Annotated in this window: 14 protein-coding genes; 7 read left to right on the plus strand and 7 right to left on the minus strand. The window is 72.9% G+C overall.

From position 1 onward, the window contains the following. Positions 1-11: 11 nt before the first annotated feature. The gene (locus tag AB5L52_RS24965) at positions 12-914 is read left to right on the plus strand and encodes a GNAT family N-acetyltransferase (RefSeq protein ID WP_369366283.1); all 903 of its coding nucleotides are present in this window, start codon (positions 12-14) and stop codon (positions 912-914) included. Then, a complete protein-coding gene (locus tag AB5L52_RS24970) occupies positions 911-1,756 on the plus strand; it encodes an SDR family oxidoreductase (protein WP_369366284.1) in 846 nt (281 codons plus the stop codon). The genes AB5L52_RS24965 and AB5L52_RS24970 overlap by 4 nt, the downstream gene beginning before the upstream one ends. A gap of 51 nt (positions 1,757-1,807) precedes the next feature. On the opposite strand, the gene AB5L52_RS24975 is transcribed toward AB5L52_RS24970, so the two are convergent. The 3 genes from AB5L52_RS24975 to AB5L52_RS24985 all read right to left on the minus strand — a co-directional run bounded on the left by AB5L52_RS24975 (position 1,808) and on the right by AB5L52_RS24985 (position 4,204). After that, on the minus strand, positions 1,808-2,473 hold the full coding sequence (locus tag AB5L52_RS24975; protein ID WP_369366287.1) for a pyridoxal 5'-phosphate synthase: 666 nt from the start codon (positions 2,471-2,473) through the stop codon (positions 1,808-1,810). Positions 2,474-2,522: 49 nt separating this feature from the next. Beyond that, positions 2,523-2,948: a pyridoxamine 5'-phosphate oxidase family protein gene (locus AB5L52_RS24980; protein WP_351028881.1), complete on the minus strand. Its 426-nt coding sequence runs from the start codon at positions 2,946-2,948 to the stop codon at positions 2,523-2,525. A gap of 83 nt (positions 2,949-3,031) precedes the next feature. Then, a complete protein-coding gene (locus AB5L52_RS24985; protein ID WP_351571970.1) occupies positions 3,032-4,204 on the minus strand; it encodes an acetyl-CoA acetyltransferase in 1,173 nt (390 codons plus the stop codon). Positions 4,205-4,280: 76 nt separating this feature from the next. Between AB5L52_RS24985 and AB5L52_RS24990 the strand changes: the two genes are divergently transcribed. Both AB5L52_RS24990 and AB5L52_RS24995 read left to right on the plus strand, forming a co-directional pair. Further along, positions 4,281-5,543: an acyl-CoA dehydrogenase family protein gene (locus AB5L52_RS24990; RefSeq protein ID WP_369366288.1), complete on the plus strand. Its 1,263-nt coding sequence runs from the start codon at positions 4,281-4,283 to the stop codon at positions 5,541-5,543. Then, the gene (locus AB5L52_RS24995; protein WP_369366290.1) at positions 5,543-6,025 is read left to right on the plus strand and encodes a nitroreductase family deazaflavin-dependent oxidoreductase; all 483 of its coding nucleotides are present in this window, start codon (positions 5,543-5,545) and stop codon (positions 6,023-6,025) included. The genes AB5L52_RS24990 and AB5L52_RS24995 overlap by 1 nt, the downstream gene beginning before the upstream one ends. A gap of 25 nt (positions 6,026-6,050) precedes the next feature. On the opposite strand, the gene AB5L52_RS25000 is transcribed toward AB5L52_RS24995, so the two are convergent. After that, entirely contained in the window at positions 6,051-6,671 is a 621-nt protein-coding gene (locus AB5L52_RS25000; RefSeq protein ID WP_369366292.1) for a LysE family translocator, read from the minus strand. A gap of 82 nt (positions 6,672-6,753) precedes the next feature. Between AB5L52_RS25000 and AB5L52_RS25005 the strand changes: the two genes are divergently transcribed. After that, a complete protein-coding gene (locus AB5L52_RS25005) occupies positions 6,754-7,206 on the plus strand; it encodes an Lrp/AsnC family transcriptional regulator (protein WP_351028890.1) in 453 nt (150 codons plus the stop codon). A 122-nt stretch (positions 7,207-7,328) separates the two neighbouring features. Here the strand turns inward: AB5L52_RS25005 and AB5L52_RS25010 are convergent, their stop codons facing one another. Further along, positions 7,329-7,976, minus strand: coding sequence for a TetR family transcriptional regulator (locus AB5L52_RS25010; protein WP_369366295.1), 648 nt, complete (start codon positions 7,974-7,976; stop codon positions 7,329-7,331). 269 nt (positions 7,977-8,245) lie between these two features. On the opposite strand from AB5L52_RS25010, the gene AB5L52_RS25015 reads away from it, so the two are divergent. Together AB5L52_RS25015 and AB5L52_RS25020 are read left to right on the plus strand one after the other, a co-directional pair. Further along, positions 8,246-8,920 carry a VOC family protein gene (locus AB5L52_RS25015; protein WP_369368967.1) on the plus strand — a complete coding sequence of 225 codons (675 nt, stop codon included), beginning with the start codon at positions 8,246-8,248 and terminating at the stop codon, positions 8,918-8,920. A 210-nt stretch (positions 8,921-9,130) separates the two neighbouring features. Beyond that, positions 9,131-11,476: a PQQ-binding-like beta-propeller repeat protein gene (locus AB5L52_RS25020; protein WP_369366296.1), complete on the plus strand. Its 2,346-nt coding sequence runs from the start codon at positions 9,131-9,133 to the stop codon at positions 11,474-11,476. 124 nt (positions 11,477-11,600) lie between these two features. On the opposite strand, the gene AB5L52_RS25025 is transcribed toward AB5L52_RS25020, so the two are convergent. Together AB5L52_RS25025 and AB5L52_RS25030 are read right to left on the minus strand one after the other, a co-directional pair. Further along, positions 11,601-12,377 carry an enoyl-CoA hydratase/isomerase family protein gene (locus tag AB5L52_RS25025; RefSeq protein ID WP_369366298.1) on the minus strand — a complete coding sequence of 259 codons (777 nt, stop codon included), beginning with the start codon at positions 12,375-12,377 and terminating at the stop codon, positions 11,601-11,603. After that, a complete protein-coding gene (locus AB5L52_RS25030) occupies positions 12,374-12,784 on the minus strand; it encodes a Zn-ribbon domain-containing OB-fold protein (RefSeq protein WP_369366300.1) in 411 nt (136 codons plus the stop codon). Before AB5L52_RS25030 ends, AB5L52_RS25025 begins: the two co-directional genes overlap by 4 nt. Between the last annotated feature and the right edge of the window lie 3 nt (positions 12,785-12,787).

Below are 12,787 nucleotides of genomic sequence, written 5' to 3' on the forward strand. Positions count from 1 at the left end.
CATTGGGGTGCATGAGCCCCGAGAACTGGTATCTCACCGAAGACCTGGACGACTTCCTCGCCCGCGCGGGCGACTTCCTGTCCGCCCAACCGGCCCTGCACACGGTGCTGTTGACGACGACGGACGCACTGCGCCGCCGCGGCCGGCATTTCTACGGCCCCGAGGACCCCGTCTTCGGTGTTCTGGAGGGGAACGGCGACGGCAGGGTCCGCGCGGCCCTGCTGCACACCCCGCCCTTCCCCGCGCACGTCACCGCGCTCACCCCCGTCGCTGCCGACGCACTGGCGGACCGGCTCGCGGAGCTGGACCACACGGTCTCCGGGATCTCCGGACCGCGGGAGACGGCGGAGGCCGTCGCCGCGGCCTGGCGGCGGCGGACCGGCGCGACAGGGACGGTCCAGCAGCGGCAACGGCTGTACCGCCTGGCGGAGTTGACGGTCCCACAGCCCAGGCCCGAGGGGCGCGCGCGGATCGCGGACGACGGGGACCGTGCGCTGCTGGAGCGCTGGTACGGGGAGTTCGCGCAGGCCGTGGGCAACGGCGCCGGCCGGGATCCGGCCGCATGGGCCGACGCCCGTATCGCCCATGGCGGCGTCACCCTATGGGAGACCCCGGACGGCACCCCCGTCTCCTTGGCCGGAGTCACCCCGGAAACCGCCGGCCAGGTCCGTGTCGCCCCCGTCTACACCCCGGCGGGCCTGCGCGGGCGCGGCTACGCGGGCGCCGCCACGGCGGAGGTCAGCCGCGCCGCACGAGCGGCGGGCACCGCCGAGATCCTCCTCTTCACCGACCTCGCCAACCCGACGAGCAACGCCCTGTACCAGCTGATCGGCTACCGTCCGGTGGCGGACTTCGCGGTGTGGCGCTTCGGCGCCGACGGCCCGAAGAAGACTGACGGGGGAAGGCGACCATGATTCTGGTGACCGGGGCGAGCGGGAACGTCGGCAGGGCTCTCCTGGAGAGTCTCCAAGCCTGCGGCGCGGCCACGCGGGCCGCGTACCGCGATCCGCGCACCACCGACCGGGTGATCGAGTCGGGCGGCCGGGCGGTGACGCTCGACCTGGCCGTGCCGGACACGCTCGGCCCCGCACTCGACGGTGTCGACACCGTGTTCCTTCTCGGCGCGACCGGCCCCGCCCAGACGACGCTCGAACTCAACATGGTGGAAGCCGCCCGCAAGGCGGGCGCCCGGGTGGTCAAGCTGTCGGTCTGGCGGGCCGACGAGGAACTCACGCCGATCGCCCGGCTGCACCGGCCCGTCGAAGAGGCACTGATCGCGTCCGGGCTGCCCTGGACCTTCCTGCGGCCCAACTTCCATCTGCAGAACTTCCTGCGCCAGCCCTCCGTCCGCGAGGCCGGGGAGCTCCGGCTGCCCCTGGTCACCGCACCCATCAGCTTCATCGACACCGGCGACATCGCTCGCGTCGCCGCGCACGTCCTCACCACCGACGGCCACGACGGCCGCGTCTACGACCTCACCGGGCCGAAGGCACTGACCTACGCCGAAGCCGCGGCGGAGTTCTCCGACGTGCTCGGCAAGCCGGTGCGCTACGTGGGTCCGGCCGACGACGAGGCGCGCGCGATGATGCTCGGCCGCGGGATGCCGGAGTTCCAGGCCGACGCCCTGATCGAGGTGGCCCGCGCCTACCGCTACGGCGGCGCCGACACCGTCACGTCGACCGTCACCGACCTCACCGGCCGCGCACCCCTGGGGTTCGCCGACTTCGTACGACAGAACCGTCACGTCTTCGAGTGACCGGGGCGCGTCCGGTTCGCGTGACGAGGCGCGTCCGGCGGGAGGGGCGGCTCACGGCCAGAGCAGGCCGCGGCTCCAGCCGAACTCCGTGCTGCGGTACTCCAGGCGTACGTGCCGCCGGTCCGGGTCGCCCTGGAAGAACTCCACCGTCCGCGGGCGCAGCCGGTACAGGGTCCAGGTCGGGGACGGCTCGGCCGGGTTCTCACGGGCCCGCTCCCAGGCCGTCTCCGACGCCTGCCGCAGCTCGTCCAGCGAGGACAGCTCCGCGCTCTGCCGGCCGGTGAGGGCGGCGGCCAGGGCACCCGTGGAGCGGGCGTGCAGATCCGCCTGGCTCTCCTCGGAGGGTGCGGACGTCACCGGCCCGCGCAGCCGCACCTGGCGGCCCAGCGCCGGCCAGTAGAAGGCCAGCGCCGCGTACGGGTGGGCGGCGAGGGCGCGGCCCTTGCGGCTCGTGGCGTGCGTGGCGAAGGACCAGCCGTCCGCGTCGGCGCCGTGCAGCATCACGATCCGTACGTCCGGCTCCCCCTCCTCGTCCACCGTGGCCAGCGACATCGTGTGCGGCTCCGGCTGCCCGGCCGCGACCGCGTCCGCGAACCAGCTCGTGAACAGGGCCAGCGGGGTCGGCGGGGCGGTGTCCGGGTCGAAGGCGGGCAGCGTCGTCGCCCCCGCGTCCCACACCCGCAGCGACCTCAGCAGCGCCGGGAGATCAGTTCCCATGCCCCCAATGGTCACATCCGGCCCTGCCGCTCACATCCGGCCCGCGCGCTCACACCTGGCCGAGATCCGACGACACCCACCTCTCGGGGCGCATGTGGACCACCACCTGCTCCCCGTGGTTCTTCCGGGCGAAGTCGACGTAGCCGTCCACCTTCTCGGCCGGCAGATAGCGCGCCGAGATCGCCCGCAGCCCTTCGAGCGTCGCCGGAGCCGTGTTCACCACCGGTCCCTCCACCGACACGTACCTGACCGTCGGCTCCACCCGCTCGACCATCAGCGTGAACCGGCCCGCCGCGCTGATCAGGGCGTACTTGCGGGACTCCCGCCCGGTCATGATCCACACGTCGCCGCCGGGCTCGTACCAGTACCAGATGGGCACGGCCAGCGGTGCGCGCCCGGGGCCCGCGTCCACCGCCAGCGCGGCGATGTGCGGCTCGGCCAGGAACGCCTCTCGCTCTTCGCGGGTCAACGCCATGTCGGTCTCCTCCTGCGGCTCGTCCGTGGCCGGCGGCAACACCGGCCGGTACGAGCCGTCTTCCCGTACGGCTCCCGGGCCGATCAGTTCCGGCCGAGCACCACCGTCCCGGAGGAACAGAACCAGCCGCCCGTCCCGGACGCCACGCCCAGCCGCGGCAGCTCTCCGCCGGGCCGCCGCACCTGCCGCTCCCCGGCCTCCCCGCGCAGCTGCCGCACCGCCTCGACCAGCAGGAACAGCCCCCGCATTCCCGGGTGTTGGGCCGACAGTCCGCCGCCGTCCGTGTTCACCGGCAGCTCCCCGCCGCGGACCAGCAGCCGGCCCTTCTCCACGAACGCCCCGCCTTCGCCCTTCCCGCAGAAACCCAGGTCCTCCAGGGTCACCAGGGTCATATAGGTGAAGGCGTCGTAGATCTCCGCGAAGTCGATCTCGGCCGGGCGCACCCCCGCCCGCTCGAAGGCGAGGCGTCCGCTCACCGCCGCCGGGGACACCGTGAAGTCCGCCCACTCCGACATCGCCGCGTGCGAGACGTGCTCGCCGGTGCCGAGGATCCAGACCGGGGCCGTACGGCAGTCCCGTACGTACTCCTCGGCCGCCAGCAGGACCGCCGCACCGCCGTCCGAGCGCAGACAGCAATGCAGCTTGGTGAAGGGGTCGGCGATCATCGGGCCGGCCAGGACGTCGTCGACGGTGATCGGTGCGCGGAACATCGCCTCCGGGTTCAGCGCCGCGTTGGCCCTGGCCTGGACCGCCACCTGAGCCAACTGCTCGATGGTCGTACCGTGCTCGATCATGTGCCGGCGGGCGGCCATCGCGTACTTGGCGATCAGCGTGTGGCCGTAGGGCACCTCGAACTGGAGGGGCCCGCGGGCGCCGAAGGACAGGTCGCCGGTCCTCCTGCCGGCCTTGATGTCGGCCCGGGCGGTGGAGCCGTAGACGAGGAGGACGGCATGGGCGTGGCCCGCCGCGATCGCGTCGGCCGCGTGCGCCGCCATGACCTCCCAGGTCGAGCCGCCGACCGAGGTGGAGTCCACCCAGGTGGGGCGCAGGCCCAGATACTCGGCCACCTCCACCGGGGCCAGCGTGCCGAGGCCGGCCGAGGCGAAGCCGTCCACCAGCGCGCGGTCCAGCCCGGCGTCCGCGAGGGCGCGACGGGCCGCCTGCGCGTGCAGGGTGTAGGCGGTGGCGTCGTCGACGCGCCCGCAGTCGGAGAGCGCGACACCCACCACGGCGACTTTCCGGCCTCCCGGAGTCATGAGAGCCCACCTTCCCCTGTGCATATCGTTTCCGGACTCCTAATATGACGGTCCGTCAGATGCGGAGGGAAGAGTCATGGACACGCGCCTCACCGCCGAGCAGGACGAGATCCGCCGCACCCTGCGCGAGCTGCTGCACAAGCGGTGCGGGCCGGCGGAGCTGCGGAGCGCCGTCGACAGCCCGGCCGGACACGATCCCCTCCTGTGGTCCGCCCTCGCCGACCAGCTCGGCCTGCCGGGGCTCGCGCTGCCCGAGCGGTACGGCGGTGTCGGCTGCTCGGTCACCGAACTGGCCCTCGCCTGCGAGGAGATCGGCCGGGCGCTTGCCCCCTCACCGCTGTTCGCCACGTCCGTCCTCACCGCCCCGCTGATCCTCGCCCTCGGGACGGCGGCGCAGCGTGCCGAGCTGCTGCCCCGGCTGGCCGCCGGCAGCCTGACCGCCGCGCTGGCCGTCCCCGGTCCTGCCCTTGCCGCCGTCCTGGCTCTGACCTGCGGAAATTCCGGGTTCACGGCGGGTGGCGGACGGGCCGGGGGGGTGCAGGCCCGGCGTGTGGACGGTGACTGGCAGCTCTATGGGCAGGTGGACCAGGTGCTGGACGGGCACAGTGCGGGGCTGCTGCTCGTCGCCGCGCACACCGGAGGCTTTGCGCGGTCCCGGACCCGGCTGTTCCTGGTGGCGGGGGATGCGGCCGGTGTCGTACGGGCCCGGCAGACCGTGCTGGACGCCACTCGGCCACAGGGGCGGGTACAACTCCGGGATGTCCGGGGCGAGTTGCTCGGGGACGAGGGGGTGGACGTGTTGCCCGCGCTGGCCGCGGTGGGGGACTCGGCTGCCGCGGTGCTGGCCTGTGAGGCCGTGGGGGCGGCCGAGCGGGTGCTGGAGCGGACGGTGGAGTACGTCGGGCAACGGGAGCAGTTCGGGCGGCCGGTGGGCTCCTTCCAGGCGGTGAAGCATCGGCTGGCCGATGCGTATGTGGGGGTGCAGGCGGCTCGGTCGGCGGCGTACTACGCGGCGTGGGCCTCCGGCCGGGGCGCCGGGCCGCGGTCCGGTCCGACGCCGCCGACGCTCGGGCAGGGGCAGGGGCAGGGGCAGGGGCAGGGGCAGGAGGAGCGGGGCGCTGGTGGGTTGGGGCTTGCGCAGGCCCTGGAGGCGTTGCGGGGGGCTGCTGCCGAGGGGATTCAGTTGCACGGCGGGATCGGGTTCACCTGGGAGCATGACGCGCAGCTGTACTTCAAGCGGGCGGCGGGGGACGAGCTGCTGTTCGGGCCGGTGCACCGGTTGCGGGACCGGGCCGCCGAGGTCGCCGGTCTCTTCGCGGGCGGCGAGGTGGCCGTCTGATGGCCGGCCTCGGCGTCCGCCTCGTGCAGCGGGTGTCGGCCACCCGCGCCTTCGCGAAGGTCGCCCCGCATATGGTCCCCGCGCTCGACCGGAGCGTGCACCGGCTCACCGGCGGCCGCTTCCTGCTCAGCGCCCGGATGCTGCCCGGGGTGGTCCTCACCTCCACCGGCGCCCGCAGTGGCCTGCCCCGCCGGACCCCGCTGGCCTGCATGCCGGAGGCGGACGGCAAGAGCTGGATCCTGGTCGGCTCGAACTTCGGCCGCACGGCCCATCCGGCCTGGACGCACAATCTGCTCGCCCATCCCGACGCCTCGATCAGCTGGAAGGGGCGGGACGTCCGCGTCACGGCCCGGCTGCTGGAGGGGCGGGAGCGGGCCGCCGTCTGGACGGCACTGCTGGCGTTCTGGCCGCCGTACGCCACGTACCAGGCGCGGGTGGACCGGGAGATCCGCCTCTTCCGGCTGACGCGCGCGGAGGGCTAGGCGAGTGGTTCCGGCCCTCGCGCAGCTACAGCGTCGCCAACCGCTCCACCAGCAAGAACGCCCCGATCCCCAGCATCGCCGCCCCCGACGTGCGCGTCACCGCCCGAGCCGCCGCGGGCCGCGCGGCGAGCAGCGCGCGGGACAGGGCGCCGACGCTCAGGTACACGGCCGCGCAGCACGCCATGTGGAGCAGGCCCAGGGTCGCGGTCTGGACGGGGACGGGCAGGTGGGCGCCCTTGAGGGTGAGGAACTGGGGGAGGACCGAGAAGTAGAGCAGCAGGCCCTTGGGGTTCAGGCCGCTGATCGTGGCGCCGCGGAGGAACAGCCGGCACGCACCGGCCGTGGGGGTGCCGTCCGCACCCGGCACCGCCGGACGGCGCAGGACGCTCCAGCCGAGCCAGAGGAGATATCCCGCGCCCGCCACCGTCAGGGCCGTCAGCAGTTTCGGGGAGCCCGCGACCAGGACCGCCAGGCCCGCCGTCGCCAAGGCCGTGTGCAGGGCGTAGCCGCAGACCAGACCGGTGACCGCGCGCGGCACCGAGCGGCCGCGCAGGGCGGTCGTGATGACGTACGCCCAGTCGGCGCCCGGTACGCACACCAGCAGCAGATCCACGGCGAGGAAGGAGAAGAGCAGTCCCGAATCCATACTGGGGACATTAGGCGTGAATGGCCCGAAAGTGTTTCCGAAGTTTGCCCATGATCCGGGGTTCTGGGGAAGAATCTTCCTCGTGGACGACGTAGACAGAAAGATCCTTGCCGAGCTGCAGCAGGACGGGCGGCTGACCGTGACCGAGCTGGCCGCGCGGGTGCGGCTCAGCGTCTCGCCCTGCCACCGGCGGCTGCGCGAGCTGGAGCGCTCCGGGGCCATCCAGGGCTACCGGGCGGTCGTGGACGCGACCGCGCTCGGCCTGAACTTCGAGGCGCTGGTCTTCGTGTCCATGCGGCAGGAGGACCGGGACACGGTCGTCGAGTTCGAGCGGGCCGTGGGCGAGCTGGAGCACGTCCTCGACGCCCAGCGCCTGTTCGGCGAGCCCGACTATCTGCTCCGGATCGCCACCGCCGACCTCGCGGCCTTCCAGCGGCTGTACGACGAGCGGCTCGCGACCCTGCCCGGAGTGCAGCGGCTGACCTCGACGCTGGTGATGAAGCACGTCGTACGGGACCGTCCGCTGCCCGCGTGACGGCGCATGACAGCGCACGGCAGTGCACAGCAGCGCAGGCGGTGGCTCGACCGCTCACGCGGGTGAACCACCGCCTGCCAGACAGGACTTGGGGACTGGGGTGTTGGAATAAGAGCCGGGTGTTACTTGGTCGGCTTCTTTCCGGTCACGCCCAGGTGGACCAACAGCGCCAGATTCGGCTTCAGTTCGGCCTGCTTCACACCCCAGGACTGGAAGCCCTTCTGGTGTGCCGCCACCGCCGCGAGCATCGCGACCAGCGAGCCGGCCACCGCCGCCGGGTTCACGTCCTTGTCGACCCTGCCCTTGGCCTGCAATTGGGCGATGGCGTCCGCCAGGGAGTTGTTCACCGAGTTCAGAATTTTCATGCGGAGCTTGTAGAACCGTTTGTCCCCCTCGGCCGCGCCGAGGTCGACGACGCGCAGAATCGCGTCGTTCTTGCGCCAGAACTCCAGGAAGCCGTCCACGAGTTCCTGCGCGGTCTGCCACCCGGACTTACCGGCCCAGGACCGGCCTTCGAGCAGTTCGGTCAAACCCGCGCCCTCGGCCGCCATTTGCTCGGCGATCTCCAGGACGGCGCCTTCGACGTCCGGGAAATACTGGTAAAAGGTCGCGGGTGAAGTACCCGCCTTCCGGGCGACATCGATGACCTTGACGTCCCGGTAGGGGGAGGAGCTGAGCATCTCGCTGAGGCAGTCGAGCAGCTTCTGCCGGGTCGCCTGCCCGCGTCGGCCGGCCACGCGACCGTCGACGGTACGCACTTGTCCTGTCATGCCGTCAGCTTACCGAGGGGTGATCGGAGCGCGATTCGGCCGAGTGCAAATGGGGTGCATGGGTGCTCTGAGGGTGGTGTGCCTGGTCTGCGCGGTGCGCGCGGCCCGGTTACTTTGGCGGCATGGCCGAAAACAGGGCATCCGCGAACGAAGACGCGGAAGAGGCGGAAGTGGCAGAAGGCGTGATAGAGGCCGAAGAGGTGGTCGAGGGGGAAGTGGTCGAGGCGGAGGGGGCGGAAGAGGCGTATGGGGAGGGTGTGCCCTGCTGGGTGGACGCCCAGCTCAACGACGTCGAGGCGGGCAAGCGGTTCTACGGTGCGCTCTTCGGGTGGTCCTTCGAGGACGCCTACGGCTCCTCGGTGTGGGCCCTGCTGCGCGGCGCGCCGGTCGCCTCACTGGCCCCCAAGCTGGACGGCCGTATGCCCACCGTCTGGATGGTCTCCTTCGCCACTCCGGACGCCGAGGCCCTCGGCCGGCGGATCACCGCGGCCGGCGGGCACGTGGTCATGGCCCCGTTCCCGGTGGGCGACCTCGGGGTCGCCGCCCTCGCCACCGATCCCGAGGGCGCGGTGTTCGGGCTGTGGCAGGCGAGCAGCCATCGCGGCTTCGGGCGCCGGCACGAGCCCGGCACCTTCGTCTGGGCCCAGCTGTACACCCGGGACACGGCCACCGCCAACACCTTCTACGGCGGTCTCTTCCACGACGCCCTGTTCGGCGCGGGCGCCCGGCCCGACTTCGGCCGGTCCGACGTCACCGAGGTCTTCCCGGCCGAGATGCCCCCGCACTTCCTCGCCCACTTCCGGGTCGCCGACCTCGACGGCGCCCTGGGGGTCGTACAGCGGCTCGGCGGCCGGGTGCAGGCGCCACCCTTCGAGACGTCGTACGGACTGGTGGCCGTCGTCACCGACAATCAGGGGGCGTCGTTCGCACTGCTGCAGCGCTGATCCGCACGGGTTCGCCGCCGATATGCCAGAGCTTTGTCCCCTTTGTGATGGTTGGGCATGAGACACCCCTATCCTCACCGGGTTCGCAACCGGGCGCCCGGCCAGGAAGAATCGGGGTGCGTGCCGCCACGGCGGTGCGGTGGTGAGACGCTGCACTTCGGCCGCGTACATAGATGGGTGGCGCGGCTCGTACGGGGAGGTGGCAGGCAAGTGGTGGATCAGCTGACACAGCACGATCCGAGGCGGATCGGGCCGTTCGAGGTGCTGGGGCGGCTGGGCGCCGGCGGCATGGGGCTGGTCTATCTGGCGCGCTCGGCGTCCGGCCGGCGCGTGGCGATCAAGACGGTGCGCACCGAGCTGGCCGAGGACCAGCTGTTCCGCGTCCGCTTCACCCGTGAGGTGGAAGCGGCCCGCGCGGTCTCCGGCTTCTACACGGCCGCCGTGGTCGACGCCGACCCGCGCGCCGCCGTGCCGTGGCTCGCGACCGCGTACGTCCCCGCGCCCTCCCTCGAGGAGATAGTGAACGACTGCGGGCCGCTCCCGGCCCAGGCCGTGCGCTGGCTCGCCGCGGGCGTCGCGGAGGCCCTCCAGTCCATCCACGGCGCCGGACTGGTCCACCGCGACCTCAAGCCGTCCAACGTGCTCGTGGTCGAGGACGGCCCCCGGGTGATCGACTTCGGCATCGCGTCGGGCGTCTCCAACACCCGCCTGACCATGACGAACGTCGCCGTCGGTACCCCCGCCTACATGTCCCCCGAGCAGGCCAAGGACTCCCGCAGCGTCACCGGCGCCAGCGACGTCTTCTCGCTCGGCTCCATGCTGGTCTTCGCGGCCACCGGCCACCCGCCCTTCCACGGCGCCAACCCGGTCGAGACGGTCTTCATGCTGCTGCGCGAGGGCCCGGACCTCACCGGCCTGCCCGACGAGCTGCGCCCGCTGATCGAGTCCTGTATGCAGATGGAGGCCACCGGCCGGCCCAACCCCGCCGACCTCCAGGCCCAGCTCGCCCCGCACCTCTTCGGCTCCGGATCGGACGACAGCGGCACCGCCTCCGCCTGGCTGCCCGAGAAGGCCGTCGCCCTCATCGAGGCCCGCCGCGGCGGCCGCCCCGCCGCCAAGCCCGCCCCGGTCACCACCGGCGGCCCGCGCAGCGGTGGCCGCTCAGCGATCCCCCCGCCGCCCGCGTACGACCCGCCCGTCCCCGTCGGCGCCCCCGACAACGGCCCGGTCCGGCTGGCCGGCGCCCAGGTGCCCATCGGCCCCGGCCCACGCGTCGCCGACGCCCGCGCCGCCGCCGTCAAGGCACCCCCGCCGGAGGCCGGCCTGGTCGCCAACTGGTCCCGCCCGCGCCCCGGCGTCGCCGGCACGGACCCTGCCGTAGGCCCTGCCGTACCGCCCGTCCCGCCCGCGCCCCCGGAGACGGCGAGCGGCTGGCGGCCCTGGCGGTTCCGCATGTCCAACGAGGTCTGGGGCACCCCGGCCGTCGACGGCGACCTGGTCTACGTCACCTCCTTCGAGGTGCACGCCCTGGACGTGGCCACCGGCCGGCGCCGCTTCAAGACGCGGGACGTCGCCTGGTCGATGGCGGTGGCGGACGGCCGTATCCACGCCTCCGACGGCCCGACCCTGTTCGCCCTGGACGCCCGCGAGGGCACCGACCTGTGGCGGCTGTCCACGGACGCCTGGGTGTACTCGCTGAAGGCCGACCGCGGCACGGTCGTCACCGGCACCCGCGGCGGCGGCGTCCAGGCCTGGGAGGCCGCGAACGGGCAGAAGCTGTGGGAGATCGCCGGCTGCCAGACCGACTTCGAGTCCCCCGAGGCCGGCCCGCTCGTCCACGACGGCACGGTCTACGTCTGGCAGGACGCCCGGCTGCGCGCCCTGGACGCCCGCACCGGCGAGGAGCGCTGGTCGTACCCGGTCGGCGACGCGGCCTCCTGCGGCGGTGTGCCCGTCCGGCTCGCCCCGGCCCCCGACGGCTACGTCTACGTCTCCGCGGGCACCCGTGTCCTCGCCATCGAGGCGGCGAGCGGGATGGTCCGCTGGCACTTCGAGGCACCGGCGGTCTTCCTGTCGCCGCCCGCCTTCACCCCGGGCCCCGCGGTGACCGGCGGCGGGGTCTACCTGGCGGACTACCTCGGCACGGTCTACGCCCTCGACGCCACCGACGGCCGCGACCGCTGGCGCATCGCGACGGAGGCGCGCTCCTCCATCGAACCGGTGCTGGTGGCGGCCGGCCATGTCCACGTCGGCAGCGGCAAGGGCCTGTACACCCTGGACGCGGTCACCGGCACGCCCAAGTGGCGCTTCCAGGCGGGCGGCGACGTCGTGGGCGCCCCGGCGGTCGCGGAGGGCCGGATCCACTTCGGCTCCACCGACCATCTGCTGTACACGCTCAAGGCCGACGACGGCCGGCTGCGCTGGAAGCTGGCGACCGGCGGCGAGATCACCGGCTCGCCGGTGGTCAAGGACGGCGTGGTGTACGCGTGCAGCAAGGACCGCTGCGTGTACGCGCTGGACGCGGAGAAGGGGACGGGCACGGCCCGCACGGTGTGAGGACGTGAGGGCCTGACGGGGGAGTGCGACGGCCGTCGTACCGGTGTGTCACGGAAGGGCTCCAGACGGCGGCCGTCCCAGGGCTGACGCTACCCCCGGTGCGCGTTCCTCGCCACGCGGTCACTCACCGTGTCCGCGGCTCGGTACGGTCCCTGCCCCGGAACAGTTCCGCCTGCCGCTCGGCCGGCAGACTGCCGAGCGCGATGAGCTGCGGGGCCTGCGCGAACGCCTGGGCCCGGCCCGCCTCCTTGGCCGCCCACAGCGCCCGCACGGTCCCCTGCACCCCCTCCGCCGGATACCCGGCGACGACGGCGGCACAGCGCACCGCGGCGGCCAACGCGCCGCCCTCCTCGGTGACTTCGGAGACGAGCCCGATCTCATGGGCCCGCCGTGCGGAGATCCGCTCGGCGGCGCCCATGAGCATCATCCGGGCCACCTCCCCGTACGGCATCCGCGCCGCCATCAGCATGGACTCGTAGGCGCTGACCATGCCGTACGTCGTATGCGGATCGAAGAAGACGGCCGTCGGATCGGCGACGACGAACTCGCACTCCCCCAGCAGATAGAAGGCACCCCCGCAGGCCATCCCGCGCACCGCGGCGACGACGGGCTTCCACAGGTCGTTCGCCTTCGGCCCGACGGTCAGCAGCGGATCGTCCAGCATGTACGGCGACGAGGGCTGCGGTACGACGACGTCCCGGTCGATCCCGGTGCAGAACGCCCGCTCCCCGCTCCCGGTGAGCACCACGGCCCGCACCGAGTCGTCGAACCGCAACGCCCGCCAGACCTCGGTGAGTTCGCGAGCCATGTCCATGTCGATGGCGTTGAGGCGGTGCGCCCGGTCGAGGGTGACGATGGCGACCCCGCTGTCCTTGTCGGCCGCCAGCCGCACGGTGCTCACGCGAGCACCCACTGCGGCAACCCGCCGTCACCGAAGACGACATGCACCCGCGCGCCGATCCTGAGGCGCCCCGGATCGAGGGAGTCGAGAGGGGCGCCCGCATGACGGACCACATTGCCGACGAGCCGGATCCGCGGCGCGTCCTCCAGCTCCACCACGACCACGTTGTACGGCGCCACTTCGGCGTACTCGGGCAGCAGCGGCGGATGCGGCACGACGTACGACCACACGCGACCGCGCCCCGACACCGCCCGCCACTCGCTCGCGAAGGACTGGCAGTGCGGGCAGCAGGGCCGGGGCGGGAACCGCGGCTCACCGCACTCGCCGCAGACCTGGACACGCAGTTCACCCCGGGCCGCGTACTCCCAGAAGGGCGCGCCGTCGGTATCGGTGACGGGCTTCAGCATGAT

Origin of the sequence: Streptomyces sp. CG4 (assembly GCF_041080655.1) — a bacterium.
In the GTDB taxonomy this organism is placed as follows: domain Bacteria; phylum Actinomycetota; class Actinomycetes; order Streptomycetales; family Streptomycetaceae; genus Streptomyces.